The organism is Diaphorobacter sp. B2A2W2 (genome assembly GCF_056730635.1).
Genome location: NZ_JBWZOR010000008.1, coordinates 73,965 through 99,912, shown reverse-complemented (window position 1 = coordinate 99,912; position 25,948 = coordinate 73,965). Strand labels below are relative to the sequence as shown.

Here is a 25,948-nt window from a genome sequence, read left to right as displayed (position 1 = left end):
CTCGCCGGTAGCGCCTCCAGCAGCTTCAGGGGCGCGTGTGCCGAGTGACATGGTTCGCGTGCGCCTGGAACCACTTCTTTCATGGCCGGTGCGTGGTGCCCCTCCCGAAACACAACGGCCCCAAGACCGTTGCGCACCACATCTATGCCGCTGCAAAAAGCAACGCCAATGCGAGTACGGTACCGCCAACATAGGTGCCCAGCGCCCCCACGGCACGGAAAGGGTTGGGACGCGCCAGCGTGGCAGAAGCCAACACGCCCATCACCAACAGATAGCGCGACGCGGTCACGCCCACCATCACCCAGCTGACCCATTCCGCCGAACTCCGCTGACCCAGCAGGTAGATCAGAAGCGCCAGCATGGCTGCATATTCGGCAGTGTTGCCGTGGGCACGCACCGCCTTGGTCAGCGCATGGGCTGGATCGTCTGCCCCTGCGCACAGAATCCGAAACCGAGCGCGGGTCGCACTGACGTACAGGCCGCTCAGAAACAAAAGCAGCGCCAGCGCAGCAATGCAGAAAACAGCCACAGTCGAAGGTTGCATGGTGACTCCCCAAAGGTAGATAAAAACCCCGCCCACCGGCAACGTACGCCAGCCCGGTTACAGGCCCGTGGCGGAGTACCGTTCCAGTGCAGCGTCTTGTACGCAATGCCAGAACGTCCTGGCACCTCATGGAAGTACCGCCGCTCGACAGGAAGCGTTGCTGCGCCTTTCTACCATCGACACCTGTGGTGCCACGCGGCGAGCGCATTCTGCGGCGCTCACTGCTCCATCAACGCCACCGGTCGCCGGGCACCCCCCATTCGCCGTCATGGACCAACCGGTGCCAGCGGCACGCGGCCGCGCTCGCGCTGCAGACAGAGGTTCTGGACGGCGCTGGCGGTGCGCGCCAACGGCGCGATAAAAGGCCGCGCGTTCGGCGGCGGTGTGGGCGTGGGGGCCGTTATGGCGTCTCGTTCAACCAATCGCGCTGCGCGGAAGTTTCTTCCAACGCCAGCAGCGCACGCTTGCGCGGCAGGCCGCCGCCAAAGCCGGTCAAGCTGCCGTTGCTGCCGATGACCCGGTGGCAGGGCACGACGATGGAGACCTTGTTCTGCCCGTTGGCCGCAGCGACGACGCGCGTGGCCGTGGGCTGGCCGATGGTCCGCGCCTGCTGTGCATAGCTGCGCGTCTCGCCGTAAGGGATGGCCAGCAGCGCCTGCCACGCGGCGATCTGGAATGGCGTGCCCACCAGGTCCAGCGGCACACCGAACACGCGGCGGCGGCGCCCGAAGTATTCCGCCAACTCACTGGCCAGCAGCACGGTGACCGCATTGCCCTTCTCCTGCAGGGCCTCACCGCGAGCGGCCTGCACCTGGGCCAATTCACGCTCCACACCCGGCTGCCCCAGGAACTCCAGCAGACACAGCCCCCGGTCCGAAGCCACGGCCAGCATCTCGCCCAGCGGGGTAGGCACGGTCTGAGCATACAGCATGGCGCGGCGCCCCCTCAGTCCTCGATGCCGCGCTGCGCGGGAATGCCCGCCTGGAACGCATGCTTGATGAGCTTCATCTCCGTCACCGTGTCGGCGATGGCGATGATTTCCTCGGGGCAGCGGCGGCCCGTCAGGCATACGTGCACGTCCTTGGGCCGCGCCGCCAGGGTGTCCAGCACCTCCTGCAGTGGCAGCCAGCCATAGATCAGGGGATAGGTGATTTCGTCGAGCACAACGAGGAAGTTCTCACCCGACAGGATGGCTGCACGGGCCTTGGCCCAGCCGTCGCGCGCCAGTTGGGCGGAGTGGTCCAAGTCCTTGCTCTTCCAACTGAAGCCGTCCCCCAGGCCTTCGATGGGCAGGCCGATCTGCTCGAACATGCGGTGCTCGCCGAAGCGGGCGCTGGGCACCTTCATGAACTGGAAGACCTTCACGGCCTTGCCCCGGCCATGCGCGCGCAGCGCCAGGCCGAAAGCCGCCGTGCTCTTGCCCTTACCGTCGCCGGTGTTGACGATGACCAGGCCCCGGCGCTCGCCTTCGGCCTTGTCGTAGCGTTTCTCGGTGGGGGGAGTTTCAATCTGCATGCAATGCCTCAAGAAGAAGTTTTGGGAAATCAAGCCGTCACGTGAAACGATGGAGCACGCCGCGCCTGGAAGGCCGCATGTGGCGCACCAACTGCAGCGCCAGCTCCTCCATCGAGAGGCCGGGTGGCACGCGCAGAACGGTAATGCGGCAGGCGCCAGCGCTGCCAGGCTTGCATGAGCATGGCGCCGCGCATCCATAGGACACGGAGAAAGGCCAGCGCCACCCGCACGGGCGCGGGCCACAGCAGCACCTGCGCGACCTGGGGAAAACCGGCGTCCAAATTCATGCGTTCACACTCCATGCCCTCTGCGGTTGGCCGCCCGTCGCAAGGGGTTCAAGGGAAAAGGGGCGCAGCGCGTTCACCGCTCCATGCGGGGCAGCGCCATCCACAGGCCGTCGATCTCGCGCACCTGGATGCGCCGCTCGAACACCTGCTCCAGCGCGGCGTGCGTGGCCGCGCTCTGGCATGGCCCGTGGTGCACCACGCCGCCGGCGGCCATGATGAGCATGTCGTCGGCCTGCAGCGCGATGGATACCTCGTGCAGCACGCTGACCACGGTACCGCCCTGCCCCACCAGGTCGCGCACGGTGTGCAGCCAATCGGTCTGGTGCGGCGGGTCCAGGTTGGCCAGGGGTTCGTCCATGAGCAGCACCGGCGCCTGCACGGCCAGCGCGCGCGCCAGCAGCACGCGCTGGCGCTCGCCTCCCGACAGTTCCGACAGCGGACGGTCGCGCCAGTCCCACGCCTGGGTGGTGTGCAGCGCCTGCTGCACGGCGGCATGGTCGGCATCGCTGGCCGGCGCCATCCAGGCACGGTGCGGGAGGCGGCCGAGCATGGCCACGTCGTAGGCGGGCAGGTCTTCGGCGGCGGACTCGTTCTGGCCCAGCCAGGCCAGTTGGCGGGCGCGCTCGCGCGGGGGAATGTCGGCCAGCGCGCGGCCCAGCAACTGCACCCGCCCTTGCACACGCGCATGGCGCAGCAGGCCTGCCAGCACCTTGAGCAGCGTGGACTTGCCCGCACCATTGGGGCCGACCACGCTGGTCCAGCGGCCAGCGGGCAGGTCCAGGTCAATGTCGCGCAAGATAGAGGCATTTGCGATGCTGGCGCTTATCTGGCGTGCGCTAACAGCTATGTTCTTCATAGCGAGCTTCCCAACACCCGGCGGTGCATGAGCCACAGCAGGTAGCTGCCGCCCAGCGCGGCGGTGAGCACGCCCACGGGCAGTTCCTGCGGCGCCACCACCCAACGCGCCAGGATGTCGGCGGCCAGCAGCAGCACCGCGCCCATCAGGCTGGACAGCCATACATGCCACTGGTGGGTGACGCGCGCGATCGAGCGCACGAGGTGCGGCGCTGCCAACCCGACGAAGGCAATCAGCCCGGTGTGCGCCACGGCCGTGCCGGTGGCCAGGGCCAGCGCCAGCACCAGCCCAGCGCGCATGGGCACGATGGGCAGGCCCAGGCTGGCGGCCGTGGCTTCGCCCAGCATCAACCCGTCCAGCAGCCGCGACAACCCCCAGGCCGTGGCGGCACACAGCAGCCAGCCGCCAGCCATGATGGCGCAGGCCTGCCAGCCCACGAAGGCCGAACTGCCCATGGTGAAGACCTGCATCGGCTCCAGAATGGCGGGCTGCGCCACCTGGATCAGGTCGCGCGCAGCGCCAAGCACCACGCCCACGATCACGCCCGCCAGCAGCAGGCGCAGCGTGTGTTGCACACCACGGGCCAACACCAGCGTCAGCAGCACGGCGCCCGCAGCGCCCGCGAAGGCCAAGCCCGTCACGCCCAGTCGCGCCAGCCAGCTCGCCGTGCTGGGCGACACGCCCAGAACGGCCATGGCCACGGCGCCGCCCAGCGCCGCGCCCGACGCGCTGCCCAGCAGGTACGGGTCGGCCAGCGGGTTGCGAAAGAGCCCCTGGGCAATGGCGCCCGCCAGCCCCAGCAGCGCTCCGGCCAGCCATGCGCCCAGCGTGCGCGGCAGGCGGATGTCCCACACGATCTGCTGCGCCAGCGGGTCGCCCCGCAGGTTCAGCAAGCTGCCAAAGCCCGTGCTGCCGACGCTGGCGCCGAGCAGCAGCAGCGCCACGCTGGCGGCCAGCAGCCACAGGCCCAGCCAGCGCGCGCGGCGGCCGCTGGCGTCGGGGTGCAAGGAGGTGGCATAGGTTGCTGGCATGGCGGTGGTCGCCACCATGGTAGAGGGCTGCGGGAGGCGCGCGCTCATTCGTACTTCTCCGCCAGGCAGCGGGCCATGATGCGCGCGGCCTCGGCCATGCGCGGGCCGGGGCGCACCACCACGTCTGACAGTTCGGGGCCGAAGTCGCACACGCGGCCCGCCTTGACCGCGGCCAGGTGGTTCCACCCCGGGTATTGGGTCATGGGTTGCATGCTGCGGTTGGCCACCATCAGTACGTCGGGCTGTGCGCGCAGGACGAACTCGGGATTGAGACGCGGAAAGGGCCCCAGCTCGGGCGGGACCACGTTGCGCGCGCCCAGGCGCACCAGCGTCTCGCTGATGAACGAACTGGCCCCCGCCGCATAGGGGCCGCGGCTGACCTCGAAGAACACCCGCGCCCCGCGCGCGCGCTGCGGCAGCGACTGCGCGGCGGCCTGCACGGCGGCATCGATCACGCGCCACACGCGCTCCGCGCCGTGCTCCGGCGGCACGGCCAGCAGTTCACCCAGCACCCCCAGCACGCGGCGCACGTCCGCATGGGTCTTGTGGTCCAGCGCCAGCACCTTCACGCCCAGCGCCTCCAGCCGGTCGCTGACGCGGCTGCTGACCGACAGCAGTACCACGTCCGGGCGCAGCGCGACGATGGCCTCGATGTTCGGGTCCAGCCCGCCACCCACCTGGGGCAGGCGCCGCACGGACGCGGGCCAGTTGGAGTAGCGGTCCACCCCCACCAGGCGCTCACAGCGCTGCAGCTCGCACACGCTCTCGGTCAGCGACGGCAGCAGGCTCACGATGCGCTGGGGCGGCTGGTCGAACCGCAGCGCGCGGCCCCGGTCGTCGGTGATGGTTACCGCGTGGGCGCTGGGCAAGGCCAGCAGCAGGCCCAGCATCCAGCCGGCGGCAGCAAGCTGGCGGCGCCAGCGAAGAGGCATCATGGTGCGTCCTTCAGGGTAAGCGGCAGGCCCGCCGCCATCAGCGTGACGCGCTGGCAGGCTGCCGCCGCGCGCTGGTTCAGGGCGCCCAGCGCGTCCACGAAGGCGCGCACTTCGCGCCCCAGGGGGATCACGCCCAGGCCGATCTCGTTGCCCACCAGCACCACGGGGCCGGGCGCGTGCGTCAACGCTTCAAAAAAGTGAGCTGCCTGCGCTTGCCAATCGCGCGCTAGAGGCTGTTTTTGCTCTACATCTTGGGGGTCGGCCGGCATGAGCCAGTTGGTGAGCCACAGGGTGAGGCAGTCCACGACGATCAGGGTCTGTGGGGTGCTGTGGCACGCCAGGGCGCCGGCCAGATCGCGCGGCTCTTCCACGGTCTGCAGGCCGGGCACACGCTCGGCACGCTCGCGCTGGTGGCGGGCAATGCGCGCACGCATCTCGTCGTCCCACGGCTGGCCGGTGGCCAGCAGCAGCGCGCGGTGTGCCGGCGCGGCCTGCAGCCACTGGCGCGCCAGCAGTTCGGCGCGGCGCGACTTGCCGCTCTTTTGTCCACCCAGGATGAGTTCACTGCGGGCGATGGTCTGCGGCGCCGCGTTCATGGCCCCGCCTCCGCACCCAGCAAGGCTGCGGTCGCCTGCGGGCTGGACGCAAACCATGCGTGGAAGTAACTCGCGTGGATGCTGCCGTGGCGGTACACGGCTTCACCGCCGTCCGGTGCCCCTGCATGGTCCGGACGCTGGGCGTGTGCGCACACGGCGGCCGGGCTGTCGGTGACCGAGTAGTGAAAGGTGTGGCCGCGCAACTCATGCGTGCCCATGCGCAGCGCGCGCGGCCCCAGCGCGGCCAGGCGCCGCTGCATGGTGGCATGACCCGGCAGCAGCCCCCACAGGGGCACGCGGCGCCCGTCGGCCAGGATGATGGACTCCAGCAGCGCCATCATGCCGCCGCACTCCGCCCACACGGGCCGACCCGCCGCCACGTGCGCCTGCAGGCCGTCGCGCATGGCCGTATTGGTGGCCAGCGCATCGGCGTGCAGCTCGGGGTAGCCGCCGGGCAGCCACAGCGCGTCGCAGGCCGGCAGCGCAGCGTCGCGCAGCGGCGAAAAGCGCACCACGCGCGCGCCCAGCTGCTGCAGGGTGTCGATATTGGCTTCGTAGATGAAGCAGAAAGCCTCATCCGCCGCCACGGCCACGGTGCGGCCGGCCAGCAGCGGCGTGATGGCGGCACGGCCCACGGGCGTGCCGCCGAAGTCCACCGCCCAGCGCTGCAGGTCCGCGGCGGACATGCGGCCCAGGGGCGTGCCGGCCAGCACATCGGCCACGGCGTCCAGCCGCTGCAGGGCATCGGGCAGTTCGTGCGCTGCCACCAGTCCCAGGTGCCGCTCGGGCAGAAGGCCACCAGGCTCCCTCCCGCCCGCAGCGTCACCCACGACCCGTGGCAGCGCACCCAGCCAGTCCGCAGCGTCGGCCAAGCCGTCCCGCAGCATCTGCGCATGGCGGTCGCCCGCCACGCGGTTGGCCAAGACACCGGCCCATGGCAGGCCCGCACGGTAGTGCCGCAGCCCATGCACGATGGCGCCCAGCGTGCCCCCCATGGCAGAGGCATCCACCACCGCAAGCACCGGTATGCCGAAGCGCTGCGCCAGGTCGCCCACGCTGTGTTCGCCGTCGAACAACCCCATCACCCCTTCGATGAGCAGCAGGTCTGCTTCGGCCGCCGCGGCGCGCAGGCGCTGCGCGCAATCTGCCGCGCCGGTCATCCACAGATCGAGCTGGTGCACGGGGGCGCCGCTGGCCAATTGGTGCCAGTGCGGGTCCAGGAAGTCGGGCCCACACTTGAACACCCGCACGCGCCGGCCTTGGCGTGTGTGCAGGCGCGCCAAAGCGGCGGTGACGGTGGTCTTGCCCTGCCCAGAGGCGGGCGCGGCGATGACCAGGGCGGGACAGCGGCTCATGGTGTGGCAGTCGGTGATGGCGTTACTGCGGCGCCCACTTCAGGCCCACGTAGAACGTGCGGCCGCCGGTGGCGTAGGTGCGCGCCAACTGGTAGTCCTTGTCGGCCAGGTTGTCGACGCGGGCCAGCAGCGTCACGTCGCGCGCCACGCGCTTGCTGGTGTAGAGGTTGAGCGTGGTGTAGCCGCCCAGTACGTTGGTGTTGGCCGCGTTGTCGTACCGGCGCGCAGATGCGTAGAGCTCTGCCCCCAGCGTCCAGCCTGCCACCAGGGTGTCGGCACCCAGCGTGGCGTAGCGCTTGGCACGGCGCGCCAGCAGTTTGCCGCTGTCCAGGTCACGCGGGTTCTGCCAGTCGATGGAGCCATGCAGCGACACGCCCGCGATGCGGTGCGCGGCCGACAGCGTCACGCCCTTGTACTCGGCGCGGCCCACGTTCTCGTAGCAGCCGAAGCTGGAATCACAGCGGCCCGCGGCGCCGAAATTGATGAGGTTGCTGACGCGGTTGCGGTACGCCACGACACCCACGCTGCTCTCTCCTTGCGTCCACCGCGCGCCCAGCTCCACGTTGCGCCCCTTCTCGGGCTGCAGGTCGGGCGCGCCGTATTCGCTGAAGCGGTGGTAGAGCGTGGGTGCACGGAAGGACGTGCCGGCCGCTGCGGTGACGCGCCACTGCGGCGTAATTGCGTAGCCATAGGACAGGCTGCCCGTGCTTTTGCCGCCGAACTCGCTGTCGTCGTCATAGCGCAGGTTGGCCTGCAGCGTATGGGCGCCCTGGTTCAGGCCATAGCCCAGCGCGAGCGCGTTCTGTGAGCGGTCACGCTGGAGGTCGCCCACGAACTCGGTGGCGGGGTTGTGCAGTTCGTCCTCGCGGCGCTCCAGCGCGGCTGTGAACAGATGCGCGCCCAGGCGCCACTCGTTTTGCAGCAGGTAATTGTGCAGCGTGGTCTCGGTCATGTAGAAGTTGGGCCGGGTGCTGTATTCACTCTGCCCCTGCGTGACCTGCAAGCGCGTGCTGTATACGTCGCTCCACTTGGCCAGCCATGCCAGGCTGGCCGTGCGCAACTGGTGGTGATTGCGGTCGTCGGCCGTTTTGCTGCCGTCGTACTGCGAGTTGAGGTTGCTGGCCAGCAGCGTGCCCTCCAGGCGATGGGTCGTGTCCAACTGCACGCCCAGTCGGGCATTGGCAGAGGTGCGGCGGTAGCCGTCTTCGTCCGGGTTGTAGGCGGAGCCTACGCGGGCACTGAAGCCATCGGCGCGCTCATGCGACAGCCCCAGCGCATAGTCCACCTGCTCGGTGCCGCCACTCACGCCGGCCTGCACCGTCCGCGTGCCCTGGTTGCCCAGGCCCACGCCCACGTAGGGCGCCGGCGCACCCTCGCCCTTTTTGGTGAAGAGCTGGATCACGCCTCCCATGGCATCCGAGCCGTACACAGCAGCCGCTGGCCCGCGCACGACCTCGATGCGGTCGATCTGCGACAACGGGATTTGCTCCCACACCACGCCGCCGGTGGATTGCGAGTCCAGGCGCACGCCGTCCAGGTACACGGCGGTAAAGCGCGACTCCGCGCCGCGCAGGTAGACGCTGCCATTGCTGCCCTGGCCGCCATTGCGCGTGATCTGCACGCCTGGCAGGCGCGAGATCACGTCAATGACGCCTACCGCGCCGCTGGCCTCGATGGTTTCACGGTCGATGACGGACACATCGGACACGATGTCGGCCAGCGGCCGGGCCACGCGGGTTGCCGTGATGACGGTTTCACGCAGTTGGGGTTCTGTGGCTGCCTGGGCCAGCAGGGTCTGGGACACGGCGGGGAAAGCGGCGGCCAGCGCCAGCGGCAGCACGGCGACGCGCGCGTGCACGGAAAGCGCACTCAAGCGCACATTGAACGGACGGGTGTTTGTCATGTGGGGCAAACAGAGAGATCGCCACGGCCGACCTCCCCGTCGGCACCTGGGCATAACGGCCCAGGTTTCACAAAAGGAAACGCGGAGCCACCTCGTTGGCCGGTATCCGGGCTGGCGGAACGCTCTGCATCGCCTTCCCAAACGCTTGTTCAAGGCGCTCAGTGGCTTGTCAATGAAGAGGGAGCCGAGGTACGGCTCATCCGCTGACCGTTGCGGGGGCAGCGCAGGCACAGGACACACTCCATGGCGGAGAGTCCCTCCCTGCTTCCCGTTGAACTGCGGCATGTGAACCACGCCGCGAGCACCAACTGCGCAATTTTACGATGGTTCGCACGCCGATCCCTACAATCGGCAGCGTATGGCCTCCCCCTCTTCCATCGACCAGATCGCCGAGCGCGTTGAGCGGCTGCTGCTGCGCCATGCCGAGTTGCAGCGCACCAATGCCCTGTTGGCGCAACAGGTCGCGGCGCTCACCCAGGAGCGCGATTCCCTCCAATCCCGCCTGCAGGCTGCCCGTGCGCGCGTGAACGCATTGCTGGACCGCCTGCCTGCCGAGCCCGAACTCCCCGGCACTGCCGAGACGAAAGACGCGCCATGAAGCAGATCGAGGTACAGATCCTCCAGCAAAGCTATCTCCTGGCCTGCCCGGACGGCCAGGAGTCGCGCCTGCTGGAGGCGGTCGAGCGCGTGGATACCGCCATGACGCGCATCCGTGACGCGGGCAAAGTACGCGCGCGTGAGCGCATCGCCGTGCTGGCGGCCCTCAACCTGGCTTTCGAGATCGCCGACCGCGAAGCCGCCGATTTGGCAGCCGCCTCAGCCCCTGCGCGCATCGTCCCCACCCCGGTCGCGCCGCACGTGCACGACAGCGATGAGCGCGTGCAGCAGTTGCTCCTGCGCCTGGACGAGGCGCTGGGCGAGGATGGGCGCCTCCTATAACCATTACGGTAAAAGCCTGGCCCCTGGCTGCACACGGGCGGCCCACTACAATGAACATGTCTGCGGTGCTGCCGGGCTTTATATTTCCTTGAACCAATGCTCATTGAGCACGGGCTTGGTACATCGCCCGGTGAGCGTGATCATCTCGCGTCAGATGAACCCAACGCCTGGCTGCCCTCGCCCACCTGAACCCCCGGTTCAGGATGCCGGTCCGGTGGCATTCGCAGACACCTTTTCTCCGGTAATCGCTTGCGCCCTCGCTCCGGGTGAGTGCCAGCGACCTCAATACCTGCTCAGAAAATCCGGCGCTCCGCGGCCAGCGCGCGCAACCCACCCATCTGCAAGGCACAGAGCAGACCTTGGTAGTCGTCGCACCGATGGCAAATATCCTGGCGTGGTTCGGGCGTTTCCCAGTCCTTCGGCAATCACGCCGACACGCAGCGCGCCCTCATACGCACGATGGCGCATCCAGTAAGGCAGCGATGTGTAGCTGGATTTCTCCACGTCGATGAGAACAGACTCGTCACTTCCGCTGGTATAGATCTGACAGCGATACGTCACGCCTGAGCGCCTCGGTTTGCGCCATTCGCTTGCCACGGCATGCTTCGCGGAGTCGCTGTGGTTCCAAAAAACGCTGTTTTCAGGGCACGCACCACGGCGCCGGCTGCCCATGGACAACCTCCATCCACAGCGCCCATGCACCCAGGGAAAAAAGCACGCCACCTGCCAGCCGAGACCCCCACGCCCCACCCTTCACGCCGATCCAAGCGCGAATGCGGCCAAAAGTCCACGGCCCCAGCACCAGCCATACACCGCTTCCTACGCCAAACAGGACCATGCACAAGGCTCCGCGGAGCACGCTTCCGCTGAGAGCGGCAGTCAACAGTGCGGTATACAGAAGGCCGCATGGCAGGAGCGCCCAGGCCACACCCGCGGTCAGGAGCCCGCCAGGCCGAGAGACCAAGGGCTTGACCTTCGCCCAGGCAGCACGCCCCGCCCGCTCAACCCACAAGGGCTGCTGCGCTTGCACCATCATCATCCCGCCCCACGCGAGGATGAGCACATGCATCAGCGTCCAAAGGGGGCGCAATGCCGAGGTGCTTTGCCCCAGCCATGCGAGTTGCTCCATGGCCAGCGCAACCACCGCCCCTGCGGCGCCGTAACCGATCAGGCGCCCCACGTGAAACTGCGCTACCCGTTGGAGGATTCCGCGGCGGGACGCCCATTGAATGGTGTGGGTGGCGTCCGGCGTGCCACCCAGCCCCGTAAGCGCCGCGCAGGGAACAGAACACATCGCCAAACAGTGAGCCCCTCCCATCAGCCCCATCAGGAAGGCCGTCGTGGCCAGCGCCCACAGCATGGGTCAAATAATCCGGGAAAAGCGAGCGCGGTTACGGTCAGCCTGCAGATACTTGTCGAACACCATGGCCACGCCGCGCACGAAATACCATCCCATGGGCGTGACTTCAACGCCCTCATCACTGATTTTCACCAAGCCCTGAGCCGCCATTTCTTGCAGTTGCTGTAATTCCGCATCGAAATAACTGCGGAAATCAATCAGCCAAGACTGTTCCAACGGCTCAAACAGCAATTCACCTTGGCACATCAACGCCATGATGACTGCGCGGCGCACCAAGTCGTCCTTGGTCAACGCCAGCCCGCGCACCACAGGCAAATGCCCCTGGTTAATGCAGTCGTAATACTCGTCCAGCGTTTTCACATTTTGGCTGTAAGTAGCGCCCACGCGCCCGATGGCAGAAACGCCCAGACCAATCAGGTCGCAATCGGGCTGCGTGCTATAGCCTTGGAAATTGCGGTGCAGCCTGCCTTGCCGCTTGGCCACCGCCAGCGCATCGTCAGGCAGCGCAAAATGGTCCATGCCCACGTAGACGTAGCCGGCTTCCTGGAACACATCAAGTGACCGGGCCAGCATGGACACCTTGGCCGAAGCCATGGGCAACTCGGCCGTGATGATGCGTCGCTGCGACTTGAAGCGTTCTGGCAAGTGAGCGTACGCATACAGCGCGATCCGGTCTGGCCGCAGCTCGGCTACCTGCTCCAAGGTGCGATCAAACGACTCCGGTGTCTGTCGCGGCAGCCCGTAGATCAAATCCACGTTCACCGATTCAAACCCGAGCTTCCGAGCCGCATCGACCAACGCGAACACCTTTTCGGCAGGCTGAATGCGGTGCACGGCCTTTTGTACTTCAGGGTCGAAATCCTGCACGCCAAAGCTCAGGCGATTGAAACCCAGCTCCGCCAACAATCCCAGCCGCGCTTCATCCACGGTCCGGGGGTCCACTTCTATGGAGTACTCCCCCCCCGGAACGAGGACGAAACTGCGCCTCAGCATGCCCATCAGTTCGCGCAAACCGTCATCCGTCAGAAAAGTAGGCGTGCCTCCGCCGAAATGCAGCTGGCTCACATGCTGACCCACACCGCAGTGCGCCGTATGCAGGTCGATCTCACGGCTGAGGTAACGCAAGTAGACCTCTGCCCGCTCTGGATGCCGGGTAATGATCTTGTTACACGCGCAGTAATAGCACAGCGATTCACAAAACGGGATGTGGACATAAAGCGACAAAGGCATCGCCTTGGCTACCGAACCCACGCGACGCTGCTGCAGCGCAAGGATGTATTCCCGCTCGCCAAAAGCCTCGACAAAACGATCAGCAGTCGGATAAGAGGTGTAGCGCGGCCCTGGGACGTCAAAGCGACGCAGGAGCTCTGTTGTAACAACGGTCATGACGGGATTCCTTGCACTTTCATATCACTGTGCCGTAGAGTCCCCCATGAGTCCTTGACGTTGATCAAGCGCCCATAAGGTCCTTGTGGCGACAATTTGACTTCGGCTCAAAGTCGTCCAACGGCCTACGGCATTCCATGTCTCCCAGCCGTTCAGAGGTAAGCTCAAGCCATGAACAGGGTTCCCATGCATACGAATCTCCAGACCATCAAAGTTGCCTGCTCAAACTGCAATCTGCGTGAGCTGTGCATGCCCGTGGGTCTGGACGACCAGCAACTCAAGCGCATCGATGACATTGTTGCTGTACGACGCAAGATCAAGCGTGGCGGCACGCTTTTCCGGAACGGTGAACCCTTCACATCCCTTTTTGCCATCCGCACCGGATTCTTCAAGACCTGTGTCGCCACCGAAGACGGTCGCGATCAAGTGACGGGTTTTCAAATGGCGGGCGAGATCATCGGCCTGGATGGCATCGTGAGCGACCGCCACACTTGCGATGCGGTGGCGCTTGAAGACGCCGAAGTATGCGTCATGCCCTTCGACCGTATTGAAGAGTTGTCGCGCGAAGTAACGGCACTACAGCACCATGTGCACAAGATCATGAGCCGCGAGATTGTTCGTGAGCATGGGGTCATGCTGTTGCTGGGGAGTATGCGTGCCGAGGAACGCCTTGCCGCATTCCTGTTGAATCTCGTACAACGCTTGCATGCCCGGGGTTTCTCACAATCCGAATTGGTGCTGCGCATGACACGCGAAGAGATCGGCAGCTACCTGGGATTGAAACTGGAAACCGTCAGCCGCACGTTTTCCAAGTTCGTGGAAGAAGGTATTGTGGAAGTAAAACAGCGCCATGTGCGCATCGTCGATACCGATGCGCTGAAGCGCATTGTCAACAGCCAGCAAGCCTGCCATTAAGCCTCGGTTTTTTGTTCATTCATAACTGATCGGCGGAAAGATCAGGAAACGTATTTGGCGCAATCAGCCGGCCGCGCCCCTTTGGGCACGGGGCAGCGATTCAACTCAAAGGGCGAGAGTGACAACAGCGTCGTCAATGCGCTGGAAGCCATGAGTACGAACCAGAACGTGAAGAAGGCGATGGTATACACACCTTCGCGCGAGAGATGCAGGGGTTGATCAAACCACTGCAGCGCTTCTGGATCCACGAAGGCGAACACTACCATTTCCATGACGCCCGCCATCAAAAAGGCCGGCCACGCGATCCACATCAATCGTTGCATCCACATTCGCCCATCTCCTAGCAAGTGTAGTTGACAGCCTAGCATCTGTTCTCCGGCATGCAAAGAGGACTCGCCCTGCCGGTCAGCGCGGTTGATCCTCCAGCGGAGTAGCTGCATGGTTGCGCCCCTTCATGGCAGGCGTCATGTCGCCCCCAGACTCCTTCAGGGTCTCGTTGATGTTCAAGCCCCGTTGGTAATAGTCTTCCGCGATGACGGGGTCGGGTTTGCTCACGGCCAGCCAGAGGGTCACGAAGCCCGCAATGATGACAATCACCGGCCCCGCGATGACAAGCCAGACATGGCCAAACGTCCACCAAGGCTTTCCGTCGTCGTCCAGTTTCATGGGGGAATTACTCAACATTTATATTAACTCCTCGCTCATTTATGAGCACAGCTTGTTCATTTGTATTCCACGACCGCCTTCAGCGGGGTACGAGGAATACGGATTTCTCTGCCACTTGGGCTTTATCACCCTGCGCTTGAATATCGAAATACACCGTATGCGATCCAGGAGATGCTGAGCCATACGGAATTTGAAGACGGACAACCACCCATCGGGATTCCGCCGGTCCAATGTCAATTGCGGTCTCGGACGCCACTTCCAACCCTTCCATGCCGTGGGCGCTGATGGTGTAGCGCTGCGCCCCCTCCGTAGCGTTCATGATCTGCAGCCGGTAGATATTTTCCAGCTTGCCTCCCGACACGATGCGCGAGAGCGCAGCGCGATCGCGCACGATGTCCACCTTCAACGGGGTGCGTACCACCAAGCTGGCCAGCATGCCGATGCACAACACCACCAGCACCGCTGAATAGAACAACACACGGGGTCGCAGCACGCGTTTGAGCATTTGCGACTGGGTCCAGTGGTTCTTGACGCCGTTCTGCGTTGAGAAGCGAATCAGCCCGCGCGGATACTTCATCTTATCCATCACGGTATTGCAAGCGTCCACGCAGAGACCGCAACCAATGCATTCGTATTGCAGTCCGTTGCGAATATCGATACCCGTTGGGCAGACTTGGACACATAGCGTGCAATCGATGCAGTCACCCAGTCCCGCAGCTTTGTGGTCTACCGTCTTGTTACGGGGCCCGCGAGGCTCGCCGCGCTCGGGATCGTAAGAGACGACCAGCGTGTCCCTGTCGAACATTGCGCTTTGGAAACGCGCATAAGGGCACATGTATTTGCACACCTGCTCGCGCAGGAACCCTGCGTTGCCGTACGTGGCCAACCCATAGAAGATCACCCAGAATATCTGCCACCCTCCTTGCAGGGCCAGCAACTCTCCCCCCAGCTCGCGAATCGGAACGAAATAGCCCACGAAGGTGAAGCCGGTCCAGAATGCGACCGCAATCCAAATGGCTTGCTTGACAGATTTTTTCCAGATCTTCTCAAATGTCCACGGACCATTGTCCAGGCGCATACGGGCACTGCGGTCGCCTTCGACTTTGTGCTCGATCCACATGAACATTTCCGTGTATACGGTCTGGGGACAGGAGAAGCCGCACCACAGGCGTCCCGCCACTGCAGTAAACAGAAAAAGCGACAGCGCGGAAATAATCAGCAAACCCGTCAGATAAATGAAGTCCTGCGGGTAAAGCACCAAACCAAAAATATAGAAACGGCGTGCTCCGAGGTCAAAGAGCACCATCTGGCGCTGACCCCACTCCAGCCATGGCAGGCCATAGAAAACCAGCTGTGTCAGAAACACCATCGCCCAACGCCAACGAGCGAACACTCCACTTATCGAGCGTGGATAGATTTTCTTTTGCGCCTCATAGAGCGAAATGACCTCGGTCTGCGAACTTTCGGCCCCCACTGGCGTGATAGGAATCACCTTACGGGGCTGACCTTCGGCTGGCTTCATGGTGGAATCTCAAAAAGGAAGTGCAACTTCCAAAACGCAAAACGGCCGGCGCCCCTCGACGGGGAGCCGGCCGCACAGGGAGCATCAGCGCGGGGCGCCGGCCTTATTGGACAAACCCCATACGTATGCCGTCAACACCTTGATCTGTGCATCGGTCAACTTGCCCGTTTGGGCAGGCATCTCGTTGGTCTTGCCATTGTTGATCATAGCGGTGATGGCAGCTTCGCCCCAGCCATGCAGCCAGATGTCATCCGTCAGATTAGGGGCACCCAGGGCCACATTGCCCTTGCCGTCCATCCCGTGGCATGCAGCGCACGCAGTGAACTTCGACTTGCCCAGAGACGCCTTCAGGGAGTCATGCGGGCTTCCCGAAAGGCTCAGGACATAGTGGGCGAGGTTGCGCACATCTTCCGGCGAGCCCACGGCGGCCGCCATGGGAGGCATGACGCCAATGCGCCCATCGTGGATGGTCTTCTGGATCTGATCAGGCGCACCGCCGTGCAGCCAGTCACCGTCGGCCAGGTTGGGGAAGCCCTTGCTGCCGCGGGCATCGGAACCATGACACTGCGCGCAGTTGTTCATGAACAGACGCTCACCAATTGCCATGGCCGCTGTGTCGGCCGCCATCTCTTGGGGCTGCATGGCCTCGAACCGCGCATACAGGGGCTGCAACTCTGCGTTAGCCTTGTCCACTTCGGCTTGGTACTCGCCCAGCTGCGTCCAGCCCAACTTACCCTTAAAGGTCCCCAATCCGGGATAGGCAGCCAGATAGCCAGCACCGAATACCAGCGTGATGATGAACAGCCACATCCACCAACGGGGCATGGGGTTGTTCATTTCCGTCAGGTCTTCGTCCCAGACGTGACCGGTGGTGTTGTCGGCCGTAGCCTCGACCTTCTTGCGGGACGTGATCCACAGCAGCAAGCCGCAGGCCACGATACCGATGATGGTGATTCCGGCCACGTAGAAGGACCAGAAGTTACTCGTGAAATCGCTCATGGGTTATCTCTTTTCTTGTGGAGACTTCTTCAGTCCTCGGCGAAGGGCAACTGTGCTGCCTCCTCGAACCGGGCCCGGTTGCGGCGCATGAAGGCCCAGAACCAGATGCCCACGAAACACGCCAGCGACGCCAGCGTGGCCACGATACGCATGGTGGTGATGTCCATGACCAGTTCCTCGATTACTTGAGCGCACGGCCCAAAACCTGGAGATAGGCCACCACGGCATCCATCTCTGTCTTGCCCTTGACCTGCTCGGCGGCGCTGGCGATCTCCTCATCCGTATACGGGACGCCGACCGTGCGCAATGCCTTCATGCGAGGAGCGACGACGGAAGGATCGATCTGGTTCTTTTCCAGCCAGGGATAGGCGGGCATATTGGATTCGGGCACCACGTCGCGCGGATTGTTCAGGTGAATGCGATGCCATTCATCGCTGTACTTTCCACCCACGCGATGCAGGTCGGGCCCAGTGCGCTTGCTACCCCATTGGAAGGGATGGTCGTAGACGAACTCGCCAGCCACCGAGTAGTGGCCATAACGCAGGGTTTCCGCACGGAACGGACGGATCATCTGCGAGTGGCAGTTGTAGCAACCCTCGCGCAGGTAGATATCGCGTCCGATCAATTGCACTGCCGTGTAAGGCTTCACGCCTTGAACGGCCTCAGTCGTCGATTTTTGAAAGAACAGAGGAACGATTTCCACCAGGCCGCCGACGGCCACAACCAGCAAGATCAGCACGATCATCAGGAAGTTACTGGTTTCGACCTTCTCGTGCGTGAAGCCGGTGGATGCTTTGTTATGCGTATTGGACATGTAGTTGACCCTCCGAACTTCAGGCGTGAGCGGGTTTCACGGCGGGAATGGCCACCTTGACGGAGCGTCCGGAGATCGCCGTCACCCAGACATTCCATGCCATCACCAACATACCGCCGAGGTACAGCAGACCGCCAAAGAAGCGGATCGCGTAGAACGGATAGGTCGCCTTGACGCCTTCCACGAAGGTATAGGTCAGCGTGCCGTCGGGGTTCACGGCGCGCCACATCAGACCTTGCATCACGCCAGCAATCCACATGGCGGCGATGTACAGCACGATGCCGATGGTGGCCATCCAGAAGTGCAGTTCAATTGCCTTGATGGAGTGCATCTTCTCCTTGCCAAACAGGCGAGGCACCAGGTAATACAGCGAACCCATGGTGATCAGACCCACCCAGCCCAAAGCGCCTGCATGCACGTGGCCCACAGTCCAGTCGGTGTAGTGCGAGAGCGCGTTGACGGTCTTGATGGACATCATCGGGCCTTCGAACGTGGACATGCCGTAGAACGACAGCGACACGATCAGAAAGCGCAGGATGGGGTCGTCACGCAGCTTGTGCCAGGCACCGGACAGCGTCATGATCCCGTTGATCATGCCGCCCCAGCTGGGCGCCAGCAAGATCAGCGAGAACACCATGCCCACAGATTGCGTCCAGTCAGGCAGCGCGGTGTAGTGCAGGTGGTGCGGACCCGCCCACATGTACGTGAAGATCAGCGCCCAGAAGTGGACGATGGAGAGGCGATAGCTGTACACCGGACGGCCAGCCTGCTTCGGGATGAAGTAATACATCATGCCCAGGAAGCCGGTCGTGAGGTAGAAGCCCACGGCGTTGTGGCCGTACCACCACTGCACCATGGCGTCCTGCACGCCTGCGTAGGCGGAGTAGCTCTTCATGAAGCCCGCCGGAATGGCCGCACTGTTGACGATGTGCAGCAGCGCCACGGCGATGATGAACGCACCGAAGAACCAATTGGCCACGTAAATGTGCTTCACCTTGCGCTGGCCGATGGTTCCGAAGAACACCACCGCATAAGAGACCCACACGGCAGCGATCAGGATGTCGATCGGCCATTCCAGCTCGGCATATTCCTTGCCGGAGGTATAGCCCAGCGGCAGGCTGATGGCCGCCGCTACGATGACCAGTTGCCAGCCCCAGAAGGTGAACGCCGCCAACTTGGGCAGAAACAGCCCCGCTTGGCAAGTGCGCTGCACCACGTAATAGCTGGTGGCGAACAGGCCGCAGCCGCCGAATGCGAAGATCACGGCATTGGTGTGCAGCGGACGCAGCCGGCCATAGCTCAGCCATGGAATGCCGAAGTTGAGTTCAGGCCAGGTCAGCTGGGCGGCGATGAACACGCCCACCAGCATGCCGACCACCCCCCATACGACAGCCATGATAGAAAACTGGCGTACTACGGTGTCGTCGTAGTGCGCAACTCTTGTTTGTGAAGAATCCATCGGGCACCTCTAGTATTTGCAGTAAAAAGTTTTAACCAGGCTCGCAGTAGGCCTATTGACGAACATCAACCGTCCCTCAGAATGCGCTCCCCCTCCTGATCGACGTTCTCAAATTGGCCACGGTAGACGGCCCACCACAGTCCCGCCAGTACAAACAGCACCAGTACGACGGAGAGCGGAATCAACAAATACAGGATGTCCATATCAGACGACCTCCAAGGGCGTGCTCACGGCACGTGGGGCACCAGCGCAGTCGCCGGAACTCTCGTGGCTGAGCGGGTCCGGCAGGCGCGCCAGGCGGGCCGCGTTGAGCACGACGAGCAGTGAACTCAGCGCCATGCCCAGGCCCGCGAGCCAAGCCGGCATGTAGCCCGCAATCGCCAGGGGCACACACAGCGCGTTGTATGCAGCCGCCCACCACAGGTTCTGGCGGACGATGCGCAAGGTGCGCCGCGCCAGCCAGAGCGCCTGCGCAACAAGGGCGAGATTTTCGCCCATAACCACGAAGTCGGACCGAGACTGGGCCAGGGGCACGGCGCGACCGAACGCAAACGAGACATGCGCACCGGCCAGCACGGGGCCGTCGTTGAGCCCGTCGCCCACCATCGCCACATGGTGTCCTTGCGCCTGCAACGTCTGCAGATGCGCGAGCTTGTCCTGCGGGGTGCAGTCTCCCCGGGCCTGGCCGATGCCCGCCTGGGCAGCCACCCGCTGCACGGACTCGGCCCGGTCGCCGGACAGCAGCTCGACCGCCACGCCCTCGGCGCGCAGCCCGCGCACGGCCGCCGCGACCTCGGGGCGCAGTTGTTCGCTCAGCACGAACCGCGCGATTTCCACCGCCGCGCCTTCGCATTCCATCGACAGCACGACCTGCGGCCCCGCATCGCCGTCCACGGCAGGCACGCGGGCATGGGCCGCAGAGCCCAGGCGCAGAATCGTTTCCTGGGCGTGTGACGGTGACGATGCACGGGCCACCAGGCCTGCACCCGGCAGCTCCTGCACGGCATGGACCGTCCAGCCCGCGGGCGCCGCGGCAGACTTCGCCGCGGATGCCAGCGCGCGCGAGGCGGGATGCAGTGAATGCGCCGCCAGCGCCGAAGCCAGGGCCAGCGCCTCGCCCTCGCCCCAGCCGGCCCCTGGCGCCACATGCACGGCATGTAGCGCAAGCCCATCGCGGGTCAGCGTGCCCGTCTTGTCGAAGACCACCGTATCCACCGCGGCCAGCGCCTCCAGCCCTTGCAGATTGCGCACCAGCACGCCCCGCCGCGCCAAGGTGCCCGCAGCCGTCAGCATGGCCACCGGCGTGGCCAGAGACAGCGCGCAGGGGCACGTAACGATGAGCACCGCCACCGCCACCATCAGAGCATGGCTGGGGTCGCTCGGCCACCACCACACTGCCGCCAGCACCGCGGCCAACAACACCGCCACCAGGAAAGGCCGGGCCACCCGGTCCGCCAGCTGCGCCAGGCGGGGCTTTTGCAAAGACGCGCTCTCCATCAATGCCACGATCTGCCCAAAGCGCGTCTCACTGCCCAGCGCCAAAACCTCCACCGTGACCGGTGCGCGCAGGTTGTAGCTGCCCGCCGTCACGCGGCTGCCTTCGGGTCGGTCCACAGGCGTGGATTCACCGGTGAGCAGCGCCTCGTCGGCCTGGGTACCGCCTGAAAGGATGCGGCCATCCGCGGGAAAGGCCTCCCCGGGCAACACGCGCACCACGTCGCCGGCCTGCAGACGGCGCGTGGCCACGCGCGTGAAGCTACCGTCTTCCGCCCGCCGCTCCACGCTGTCGGGCAACCGGTTCATCACGGCTTCCAGCGCCCCTGCCGTGCGATCGCGCAGGCGCAGCTCCAGCCAGCGGCCCGTGAGCAGGAAAAAGACGAACATGGTCAGCGAGTCGTAGTAGACCTCGCGGCCAAAGGGGCCGGTCGGATCGAACGTGCCCGCCATGCTGACCACGAAGGTGATGAGCATGCCCAGCGCCACGGGCAGATCCATGCTGACCCGCCGCTGCCGGATATCGCGCAGCGCGCTGGAGAAGAAAGGCCCGCAGGCGAACAGCACCACCGGCAGGCTGATGACCCAGGAGGCCCAGCGCAGCAGTTGTTCCATTTCCATGGTCAGGTCGCCGGGCATGGCTTGGTAGGCAGGCCATGCGTACATCATGACCTGCATCATGCAAAAACCCGCCACCAGCCAGCGCCACAGCGCCTTGCGGTTCTCGCGCTGGCGCTGCTCCCGCGCCAGCGCATCCAGGGCAGGCAGCGCGCGGTAACCGGCCTTCTGGACCGCGCCCATCCACTGCGACGGGCGCACTCGTCGCGGGTCCCATACCACGCGTGCGCGGCGGGTGGCGGCGCTCACGTCCGCTTCCGCCACGCCGGGCACACGCCGCAGGGCTTCCTCGATGGTCAGGGCGCAGGCGGCGCAGTGCATTCCGTCGAGCACCACATGCGACTCCCACGGACCCGCCTGGGCATCCGCACCTGCGGGGGTAGATGTGCAGGGCTTGCCAAAGGCCGACCATTCCTGGGGGTCATCAAGCAGCGCGACCTCATCCGGTGCAGCCGTGGAGAGGGGCGACGCCCACGGGTCGGCATCAGGATTTGACATAGCCTCAAGACTATTCGGATTGCGCGAAGGACTCATTGACTTGAATCAAGACATGGACCACGAACTATCCTATGCTTTTACCGTTCTTAACGAAATGAGGAGCTGCACATGTACAAACGCATCCTGATCGCCACCGACGGTTCCCCCCTGTCGCAAAAGGCCGTGGAAAGCGGGCTCTCGCTGGCGGGGCTCACAGGTGCGTCGGTGGTCGCCCTGAAGGTCGTCCCCCGGTATCCGCGCAGCTATTTCGAAGGTGGCCTGCCCGTGGACGCCGCGGACATCAAGCGCATCGAGAAGCAGTGGGCGGATGCGGCCCAGGAACTGGTGGACAAGGTCAAGGTGCAGGGCACCGACGAAGGCGTGACTGTGAAGACCGTGGTCGCCAAGTCCGACCTGATCGCCGAAGCCGTGATCGCCGCCGCCAAGAAGCACAAGTGCGACCTGATCGTGATGGCCTCGCACGGCCGCAAGGGCATCAAGCGCCTGCTGCTGGGCAGCGAGACGCAGCACGTGCTGACGCACTCGCACATTCCGGTGCTGGTGCTGCGCTAAGCATCAAATAAGGCTCTAGCGCCCGACTATCAAGCGCTAACAGCTATCATCTAAATAGCAAAAGGCGGCCCAGGCCGCCTTTTTGCATTGCAATGCCGCGCCGGCTCAGGCGAACAGCCCCTTGTACTGGTCGCGCAGCAGGTTCTTTTGCACCTTGCCCATGGTGTTGCGCGGCAGTTCGGTGGTGACGAAGCAGCGCTTGGGAATCTTGAAGTTGGCCAGTTGGCTCTTAAGCGATGCGATGACCGCGTCGCCATCCACCTTTGCACCGGGCTTGGGGATGACCACCACCACACCCACTTCGCCGAAGTCCGGGTGCGGCACGCCGACCACGGCGCTCTCGGCCACGCCGGGCATCTCGTTGATGTAGCCCTCGATCTCGGCCGGGTAGACGTTGTAGCCACCGCTGATGATCAGGTCCTTGCTGCGGCCCACGATGCTGACATAGCCACGCTCATCCACCTTGCCGACGTCGCCGGTCTTGAACCAGCCGTCGGCGCTGAACTCTTCCTTGGTCTTCTCGGGCATGCGCCAGTAGCCCTTGAACACGTTGGGGCCCTTGACCTGGATGTTGCCGATCTCGCCCACGGGCACCGGCTTGCCGGCATCGTCCACCACGCGCAGGCCCACGCCAGGCAACGGAAAGCCCACGGTGGAGCCGCGGCGCTCCGCCTGCCCGCCATGGCGCGCGTCGGCCGCGTAGGGATTGCTGGTGAGCATGATGGTCTCACTCATGCCGTAGCGCTCCAGGATGGTGTGGCCCGTGCGGTCCTGCCATTCTTTGAAAGTCTCGATGAGCAGCGGCGCCGAACCCGCGATGAACAGCCGCATGTGGCTGGCCGCGGCCTGGGTCAGCGCCGGCTCGGCCAGCATGCGCACGTAGAGCGTGGGCACGCCCATGAACACCGTGGCGCGCGGCATGGCGGCGATCACCGCCTTGGGGTCGAACTTCGCCATCCAGATCATCTTGCTGCCATTGATCAGCGCACCATGGATGGCCACGAACAGGCCGTGCACGTGGAAGATGGGCAGCGCGTGGATCAGCACGTCGCCGGGCTTCCAGCCCCAGTAGTCCTTGAGCACCTGGGCATTGGACAGCAGGTTGCCATGCGTGAGCATCGCGCCCTTGCTGCGTCCCGTGGTGCCGCTGGTGTAGAGGATGGCAGCCAGGTCGTCAGCCTTGCGCGGGACGGCGCGGTGCTCGTCGCCGAAGTGCGCGGCGCGCTCCAGCAGGCTGCCGGTGCGGTCGTCGCCCAGCGTGAACACATGTTGCGTGCCGGCGGTAAAGGCGATCTTCGACACCCAGCCGAAGTTGCCCGGCGTGCAGACCACCACGGCCGGCTCGGCATTGCCGATGAAGTACTCGATCTCTGCGCTCTGGTAGGCGGTGTTCAGCGGCAGGAACACGTAGCCGGCGCGCAGCGTGGCCAGGTACAGCAGCATGGCCTCGACCGACTTTTCCACCTGCACGGCGATGCGGCTCCCCTCGGGCAGCTTCAGCGATGCCAGCAGGTTGGCGATGCGGGCGCTGGCGCGGTCCAGGTCGCGCCAGGTGTAGAGCAGCGGCGCACCCGCGGCCGAGGCGGCCTCGACGGCGGTCTGGTCCAGGTCAGCAGGAAAGGCGGCGCGCAGCGCGGAAAACAGGTTCTGGGAGGAGGAGCTCATGGTGGTGCACACACAAAGGATTCAGAAAACGGGAGCGCGCTTGGCCAGGAAGGCGTTGATGCCCTCGCGGTGTTCGGCGCTGTCGGCATAGACGTAGGGGTCGGCCAGTGCGTTATTTGCTATCAAATCAGAAGCTGCTTGCGCTTGCTGGTCGGGCGCTAGCGGCACATTTTTTCGTATAGCGCGCAAGGTCTGCTTGTTGAGCCGCGCCGCACCGGGCGCGAGGGCCGCGATGCGCAGCGCCGTGCCCAGGGCTTGCGCGTCCAGCTGCTCGGTGTCGACCACGCGGCTCAGAAAGCCCCGCTGCGCCATCTCGGCGGCGCTGAAGGTGGCCGCCTCCAACAGCATCTGGCGCGCCGTCACGTCGCCCACGGCGCCCGCCACCAAGGCAGCCTCGCGCGGCGCCATCGGAAAGCCCAGCTTGGCGATGGGCGCGCCGAAACGCGCGCCGGCAGCGGCAATGCGGATGTCGCAGCAGCTGGCGATCTCCACGCCCGCGCCCATGCAGGCGCCTGCGATGCGCGCGACGATGGGCACGTCGCAGTCCAGCATGGCCGCCAGCCCGCCCCAGACATCGCTCTCGTGGAAGTCGCGCAGCTGCGCGGGGTCGAAGCGAAAGGCGGGGTACTCGGAAATATCCCCCCCCGCGCAGAACGCCTCCCCTGCCCCCTCGATGAGCACGCAGCGCACGCCATCGCTGCGCTGGATGTCCTGGAACACCGTGCGCAACTGGCGCCACATGGCGCGCGACATGGCGTTGAGCCGGCCCTCGTGGCGCAGCGTCACGCGCACCACGCCGCGGCCGGCGGCCTCTCCTGCGGCCATGGCCGCGACAACTTCACCTGGCATGCGATCGGACTCTCTTCGTGGGGGTGGCGGCGGCGCCACTGGAGGGGCGCCGCAGTGGGGGACTACATCACTCCAGCTTGGCGCCCGAGGCCTTCACCACCTGCGCCCAGCGCTTGATCTCGCTGCTGACCATCTTGGCGAAGTCCGCCTGCGACAGCGTGCCGAACTCCGCGCCGTTGCCGGCCCAGATGGCCTTGAGCTCCTCGGCCTGGCCGAGCTTGCGGATCTCCTCGACGATGCGCGCCTGCAGATCGGCCGGCGTGCCCTTGGGTGCCCACAGGCCATACCAGGTGGACACGGTGTAGTCCGGCAGGCCCACCTCTGCCGCGCAGGGCACGTCGGGGAAGGCCGGGTTGCGCTTGGAGCCCGACACCATCAGCGCCTTGATGCGCCCGCCCTTGATGTGCGAGGCCGACGAGCCCAGGCCGTCGAACAGCATGTCCACGTTGCCGCCGATCAGGTCCTGCAGCGCAGGGCCCGCGCCGCGATAGGGGATGTGGGTGATGAAAGTCCCCGTCTGCAGCTTGAACAGCTCGCCCGCCAGGTGGTGCGAGGTGCCCGAGCCGGCCGACGCATAGTTCAGCTTGGCGGGGTTGGCCTTCACGAAGTCCATGAACTGCTTCATGTTGGTGGCCGTCACGTTGCGCGGGTTCACCACCAGCACCTGCGGCACGTTGGCCACCAAGGCCAGCGGCACGAAGTCCTTTTCCAGGTCGTAGTCCAGCTTGGGGTACATGGACGGCGCAATCACATGGTGCACGCCACCCATGAACAGGTTGTAGCCATCGGCTGGCGCCTTGGCCGCCACGCTGGCACCCACGGTGCCGCCCGCGCCGCCGCGGTTGTCGATCACCAGCGTCTTGCCCGTGGACTTGGCGAACTGCGCAGCCAATGGGCGCGCAAAGGCATCCGTGCCGCCGCCCGCGGGGAACGGCACCACCATGTTGACCGGCTTGGTCGGCCAGCCGCTGGCGCCTTGCGCCCAGGCACCGCCCGTGGCCAGCGCCAGGCCCGCAGCGCCGGCTGCGCGCAGCATGTCACGGCGTTGCAGCGCGGCGGTGGCGATCTGGCTCAAGTTCTCTCTCTCTCGCATGGCGTTGTCTCCTGTCTTTCTGTTGTGAAAAGGGTGGGTTGGCAGGTGCTCAGGCGCGGCGCGCCCGCTCGGCCAAGGCCGCCGAGGGCAGCTGGGC

Annotated in this window: 28 protein-coding genes, 1 other RNA gene and 1 riboswitch; of the genes, 5 read left to right on the top strand and 24 right to left on the bottom strand. The window is 65.1% G+C overall.

The features are described 5' to 3' along the window. Nucleotides 1-142 precede the first annotated feature (142 nt). From AC1PPL_RS13890 to AC1PPL_RS13845, 10 genes are all read right to left on the bottom strand, one after another. Nucleotides 143-544 (bottom strand): MAPEG family protein, encoded by a 402-nt coding sequence (locus AC1PPL_RS13890; RefSeq protein ID WP_312791143.1) that lies wholly within the window; start codon nt 542-544, stop codon nt 143-145. 400 nt (nt 545-944) lie between these two features. Next, nucleotides 945-1,475 (bottom strand): methylated-DNA--[protein]-cysteine S-methyltransferase, encoded by a 531-nt coding sequence (locus AC1PPL_RS13885; protein WP_479973533.1) that lies wholly within the window; start codon nt 1,473-1,475, stop codon nt 945-947. Nucleotides 1,476-1,489: 14 nt separating this feature from the next. Beyond that, complete coding sequence (gene cobO / locus AC1PPL_RS13880) at nt 1,490-2,059, bottom strand: cob(I)yrinic acid a,c-diamide adenosyltransferase (RefSeq protein ID WP_287985896.1); 570 nt, start codon at nt 2,057-2,059, stop codon at nt 1,490-1,492. A gap of 29 nt (nt 2,060-2,088) precedes the next feature. After that, nucleotides 2,089-2,346, bottom strand: coding sequence for a hypothetical protein (locus AC1PPL_RS13875; protein ID WP_479973532.1), 258 nt, complete (start codon nt 2,344-2,346; stop codon nt 2,089-2,091). A gap of 73 nt (nt 2,347-2,419) precedes the next feature. After that, entirely contained in the window at nt 2,420-3,202 is a 783-nt protein-coding gene (locus tag AC1PPL_RS13870; RefSeq protein ID WP_479973531.1) for an ABC transporter ATP-binding protein, read from the bottom strand. Then, a complete protein-coding gene (locus tag AC1PPL_RS13865) occupies nt 3,199-4,233 on the bottom strand; it encodes a FecCD family ABC transporter permease (protein WP_172209182.1) in 1,035 nt (344 codons plus the stop codon). Before AC1PPL_RS13865 ends, AC1PPL_RS13870 begins: the two co-directional genes overlap by 4 nt. A gap of 44 nt (nt 4,234-4,277) precedes the next feature. Continuing rightward, complete coding sequence (locus tag AC1PPL_RS13860) at nt 4,278-5,168, bottom strand: ABC transporter substrate-binding protein (RefSeq protein ID WP_015912728.1); 891 nt, start codon at nt 5,166-5,168, stop codon at nt 4,278-4,280. Continuing rightward, nucleotides 5,165-5,764 (bottom strand): bifunctional adenosylcobinamide kinase/adenosylcobinamide-phosphate guanylyltransferase, encoded by a 600-nt coding sequence (locus AC1PPL_RS13855; RefSeq protein ID WP_479973530.1) that lies wholly within the window; start codon nt 5,762-5,764, stop codon nt 5,165-5,167. Before AC1PPL_RS13855 ends, AC1PPL_RS13860 begins: the two co-directional genes overlap by 4 nt. Beyond that, entirely contained in the window at nt 5,761-7,119 is a 1,359-nt protein-coding gene (locus AC1PPL_RS13850; RefSeq protein WP_479973529.1) for a cobyrinic acid a,c-diamide synthase CobB, read from the bottom strand. Before AC1PPL_RS13850 ends, AC1PPL_RS13855 begins: the two co-directional genes overlap by 4 nt. Before the next feature lie 22 nt (nt 7,120-7,141). Continuing rightward, nucleotides 7,142-9,022, bottom strand: coding sequence for a TonB-dependent receptor domain-containing protein (locus AC1PPL_RS13845; RefSeq protein WP_312564327.1), 1,881 nt, complete (start codon nt 9,020-9,022; stop codon nt 7,142-7,144). An 80-nt stretch (nt 9,023-9,102) separates the two neighbouring features. Continuing rightward, nucleotides 9,103-9,346, bottom strand: a riboswitch (cobalamin riboswitch). A gap of 34 nt (nt 9,347-9,380) precedes the next feature. Between AC1PPL_RS13845 and AC1PPL_RS13840 the strand changes: the two genes are divergently transcribed. The 3 genes from AC1PPL_RS13840 to ssrS all read left to right on the top strand — a co-directional run bounded on the left by AC1PPL_RS13840 (nt 9,381) and on the right by ssrS (nt 10,195). Beyond that, nucleotides 9,381-9,620: a hypothetical protein gene (locus AC1PPL_RS13840; RefSeq protein ID WP_015912724.1), complete on the top strand. Its 240-nt coding sequence runs from the start codon at nt 9,381-9,383 to the stop codon at nt 9,618-9,620. After that, nucleotides 9,617-9,961, top strand: coding sequence for a cell division protein ZapA (locus AC1PPL_RS13835; RefSeq protein WP_123675170.1), 345 nt, complete (start codon nt 9,617-9,619; stop codon nt 9,959-9,961). The genes AC1PPL_RS13840 and AC1PPL_RS13835 overlap by 4 nt, the downstream gene beginning before the upstream one ends. Before the next feature lie 54 nt (nt 9,962-10,015). After that, nucleotides 10,016-10,195: non-coding RNA, 6S RNA (ssrS, locus tag AC1PPL_RS13830), on the top strand. Between the two features lie 406 nt (nt 10,196-10,601). On the opposite strand, the gene AC1PPL_RS13825 is transcribed toward ssrS, so the two are convergent. Further along, nucleotides 10,602-11,321 (bottom strand): sulfite exporter TauE/SafE family protein, encoded by a 720-nt coding sequence (locus AC1PPL_RS13825; RefSeq protein WP_088887414.1) that lies wholly within the window; start codon nt 11,319-11,321, stop codon nt 10,602-10,604. Nucleotides 11,322-11,324: 3 nt separating this feature from the next. Further along, nucleotides 11,325-12,707 (bottom strand): oxygen-independent coproporphyrinogen III oxidase, encoded by a 1,383-nt coding sequence (hemN, locus tag AC1PPL_RS13820; RefSeq protein WP_011804527.1) that lies wholly within the window; start codon nt 12,705-12,707, stop codon nt 11,325-11,327. 171 nt (nt 12,708-12,878) lie between these two features. Between hemN and fnr the strand changes: the two genes are divergently transcribed. Continuing rightward, nucleotides 12,879-13,622, top strand: a complete 744-nt coding sequence (gene fnr / locus AC1PPL_RS13815; RefSeq protein WP_011804526.1) for a fumarate/nitrate reduction transcriptional regulator Fnr — start codon at nt 12,879-12,881, stop codon at nt 13,620-13,622. A 41-nt stretch (nt 13,623-13,663) separates the two neighbouring features. Here fnr and AC1PPL_RS13810 read toward each other — a convergent pair whose 3' ends face one another. The 9 genes from AC1PPL_RS13810 to AC1PPL_RS13770 all read right to left on the bottom strand — a co-directional run bounded on the left by AC1PPL_RS13810 (nt 13,664) and on the right by AC1PPL_RS13770 (nt 21,692). Beyond that, a complete protein-coding gene (locus tag AC1PPL_RS13810; protein ID WP_015912721.1) occupies nt 13,664-13,951 on the bottom strand; it encodes a hypothetical protein in 288 nt (95 codons plus the stop codon). A gap of 76 nt (nt 13,952-14,027) precedes the next feature. Continuing rightward, nucleotides 14,028-14,306, bottom strand: a complete 279-nt coding sequence (locus AC1PPL_RS13805; RefSeq protein ID WP_088887415.1) for a FixH family protein — start codon at nt 14,304-14,306, stop codon at nt 14,028-14,030. A 61-nt stretch (nt 14,307-14,367) separates the two neighbouring features. Next, a complete protein-coding gene (ccoG, locus tag AC1PPL_RS13800; RefSeq protein WP_479973528.1) occupies nt 14,368-15,810 on the bottom strand; it encodes a cytochrome c oxidase accessory protein CcoG in 1,443 nt (480 codons plus the stop codon). A gap of 84 nt (nt 15,811-15,894) precedes the next feature. Further along, entirely contained in the window at nt 15,895-16,809 is a 915-nt protein-coding gene (gene ccoP / locus AC1PPL_RS13795; RefSeq protein WP_015912718.1) for a cytochrome-c oxidase, cbb3-type subunit III, read from the bottom strand. Between the two features lie 29 nt (nt 16,810-16,838). Further along, complete coding sequence (locus AC1PPL_RS13790; protein WP_011804521.1) at nt 16,839-16,976, bottom strand: cbb3-type cytochrome oxidase subunit 3; 138 nt, start codon at nt 16,974-16,976, stop codon at nt 16,839-16,841. 14 nt (nt 16,977-16,990) lie between these two features. Next, nucleotides 16,991-17,623: a cytochrome-c oxidase, cbb3-type subunit II gene (gene ccoO, locus AC1PPL_RS13785; protein ID WP_011804520.1), complete on the bottom strand. Its 633-nt coding sequence runs from the start codon at nt 17,621-17,623 to the stop codon at nt 16,991-16,993. A gap of 19 nt (nt 17,624-17,642) precedes the next feature. Beyond that, the gene (gene ccoN / locus AC1PPL_RS13780; RefSeq protein WP_011804519.1) at nt 17,643-19,082 is read right to left on the bottom strand and encodes a cytochrome-c oxidase, cbb3-type subunit I; all 1,440 of its coding nucleotides are present in this window, start codon (nt 19,080-19,082) and stop codon (nt 17,643-17,645) included. 65 nt (nt 19,083-19,147) lie between these two features. Then, entirely contained in the window at nt 19,148-19,285 is a 138-nt protein-coding gene (ccoS, locus tag AC1PPL_RS13775; protein ID WP_011804518.1) for a cbb3-type cytochrome oxidase assembly protein CcoS, read from the bottom strand. Between the two features lies 1 nt (nt 19,286). Continuing rightward, nucleotides 19,287-21,692, bottom strand: coding sequence for a heavy metal translocating P-type ATPase (locus AC1PPL_RS13770; protein WP_479973527.1), 2,406 nt, complete (start codon nt 21,690-21,692; stop codon nt 19,287-19,289). A 108-nt stretch (nt 21,693-21,800) separates the two neighbouring features. Here AC1PPL_RS13770 and AC1PPL_RS13765 point away from each other — a divergent pair, with 108 nt between their 5' ends. Next, the gene (locus AC1PPL_RS13765) at nt 21,801-22,244 is read left to right on the top strand and encodes a universal stress protein (RefSeq protein ID WP_011804516.1); all 444 of its coding nucleotides are present in this window, start codon (nt 21,801-21,803) and stop codon (nt 22,242-22,244) included. Between the two features lie 105 nt (nt 22,245-22,349). Here the strand turns inward: AC1PPL_RS13765 and AC1PPL_RS13760 are convergent, their stop codons facing one another. The 3 genes from AC1PPL_RS13760 to AC1PPL_RS13750 all read right to left on the bottom strand — a co-directional run bounded on the left by AC1PPL_RS13760 (nt 22,350) and on the right by AC1PPL_RS13750 (nt 25,851). Next, entirely contained in the window at nt 22,350-23,909 is a 1,560-nt protein-coding gene (locus AC1PPL_RS13760) for a malonate--CoA ligase (protein WP_015912716.1), read from the bottom strand. A 21-nt stretch (nt 23,910-23,930) separates the two neighbouring features. Next, complete coding sequence (locus AC1PPL_RS13755) at nt 23,931-24,758, bottom strand: enoyl-CoA hydratase/isomerase family protein (protein WP_479973526.1); 828 nt, start codon at nt 24,756-24,758, stop codon at nt 23,931-23,933. A gap of 67 nt (nt 24,759-24,825) precedes the next feature. Further along, nucleotides 24,826-25,851, bottom strand: coding sequence for a Bug family tripartite tricarboxylate transporter substrate binding protein (locus tag AC1PPL_RS13750; RefSeq protein ID WP_088887419.1), 1,026 nt, complete (start codon nt 25,849-25,851; stop codon nt 24,826-24,828). Nucleotides 25,852-25,948: the final 97 nt, after the last annotated feature.

Coding starts and splice junctions, on each gene's coding strand:
- AC1PPL_RS13890 (WP_312791143.1), bottom strand. CDS start 544: ATGCAACCTTCGACTGTGGCTGTTTTCTGCATTGCTGCGCTGGCGCTG.
- AC1PPL_RS13885 (WP_479973533.1), bottom strand. CDS start 1,475: ATGCTGTATGCTCAGACCGTGCCTACCCCGCTGGGCGAGATGCTGGCC.
- cobO (WP_287985896.1), bottom strand. CDS start 2,059: ATGCAGATTGAAACTCCCCCCACCGAGAAACGCTACGACAAGGCCGAA.
- AC1PPL_RS13875 (WP_479973532.1), bottom strand. CDS start 2,346: ATGAATTTGGACGCCGGTTTTCCCCAGGTCGCGCAGGTGCTGCTGTGG.
- AC1PPL_RS13870 (WP_479973531.1), bottom strand. CDS start 3,202: ATGAAGAACATAGCTGTTAGCGCACGCCAGATAAGCGCCAGCATCGCA.
- AC1PPL_RS13865 (WP_172209182.1), bottom strand. CDS start 4,233: ATGCCAGCAACCTATGCCACCTCCTTGCACCCCGACGCCAGCGGCCGC.
- AC1PPL_RS13860 (WP_015912728.1), bottom strand. CDS start 5,168: ATGATGCCTCTTCGCTGGCGCCGCCAGCTTGCTGCCGCCGGCTGGATG.
- AC1PPL_RS13855 (WP_479973530.1), bottom strand. CDS start 5,764: ATGAACGCGGCGCCGCAGACCATCGCCCGCAGTGAACTCATCCTGGGT.
- AC1PPL_RS13850 (WP_479973529.1), bottom strand. CDS start 7,119: ATGAGCCGCTGTCCCGCCCTGGTCATCGCCGCGCCCGCCTCTGGGCAG.
- AC1PPL_RS13845 (WP_312564327.1), bottom strand. CDS start 9,022: ATGACAAACACCCGTCCGTTCAATGTGCGCTTGAGTGCGCTTTCCGTG.
- AC1PPL_RS13840 (WP_015912724.1), top strand. CDS start 9,381: ATGGCCTCCCCCTCTTCCATCGACCAGATCGCCGAGCGCGTTGAGCGG.
- AC1PPL_RS13835 (WP_123675170.1), top strand. CDS start 9,617: ATGAAGCAGATCGAGGTACAGATCCTCCAGCAAAGCTATCTCCTGGCC.
- AC1PPL_RS13825 (WP_088887414.1), bottom strand. CDS start 11,321: ATGCTGTGGGCGCTGGCCACGACGGCCTTCCTGATGGGGCTGATGGGA.
- hemN (WP_011804527.1), bottom strand. CDS start 12,707: ATGACCGTTGTTACAACAGAGCTCCTGCGTCGCTTTGACGTCCCAGGG.
- fnr (WP_011804526.1), top strand. CDS start 12,879: ATGAACAGGGTTCCCATGCATACGAATCTCCAGACCATCAAAGTTGCC.
- AC1PPL_RS13810 (WP_015912721.1), bottom strand. CDS start 13,951: ATGTGGATGCAACGATTGATGTGGATCGCGTGGCCGGCCTTTTTGATG.
- AC1PPL_RS13805 (WP_088887415.1), bottom strand. CDS start 14,306: ATGTTGAGTAATTCCCCCATGAAACTGGACGACGACGGAAAGCCTTGG.
- ccoG (WP_479973528.1), bottom strand. CDS start 15,810: ATGAAGCCAGCCGAAGGTCAGCCCCGTAAGGTGATTCCTATCACGCCA.
- ccoP (WP_015912718.1), bottom strand. CDS start 16,809: ATGAGCGATTTCACGAGTAACTTCTGGTCCTTCTACGTGGCCGGAATC.
- AC1PPL_RS13790 (WP_011804521.1), bottom strand. CDS start 16,976: ATGGACATCACCACCATGCGTATCGTGGCCACGCTGGCGTCGCTGGCG.
- ccoO (WP_011804520.1), bottom strand. CDS start 17,623: ATGTCCAATACGCATAACAAAGCATCCACCGGCTTCACGCACGAGAAG.
- ccoN (WP_011804519.1), bottom strand. CDS start 19,082: ATGGATTCTTCACAAACAAGAGTTGCGCACTACGACGACACCGTAGTA.
- ccoS (WP_011804518.1), bottom strand. CDS start 19,285: ATGGACATCCTGTATTTGTTGATTCCGCTCTCCGTCGTACTGGTGCTG.
- AC1PPL_RS13770 (WP_479973527.1), bottom strand. CDS start 21,692: ATGTCAAATCCTGATGCCGACCCGTGGGCGTCGCCCCTCTCCACGGCT.
- AC1PPL_RS13765 (WP_011804516.1), top strand. CDS start 21,801: ATGTACAAACGCATCCTGATCGCCACCGACGGTTCCCCCCTGTCGCAA.
- AC1PPL_RS13760 (WP_015912716.1), bottom strand. CDS start 23,909: ATGAGCTCCTCCTCCCAGAACCTGTTTTCCGCGCTGCGCGCCGCCTTT.
- AC1PPL_RS13755 (WP_479973526.1), bottom strand. CDS start 24,758: ATGCCAGGTGAAGTTGTCGCGGCCATGGCCGCAGGAGAGGCCGCCGGC.
- AC1PPL_RS13750 (WP_088887419.1), bottom strand. CDS start 25,851: ATGCGAGAGAGAGAGAACTTGAGCCAGATCGCCACCGCCGCGCTGCAA.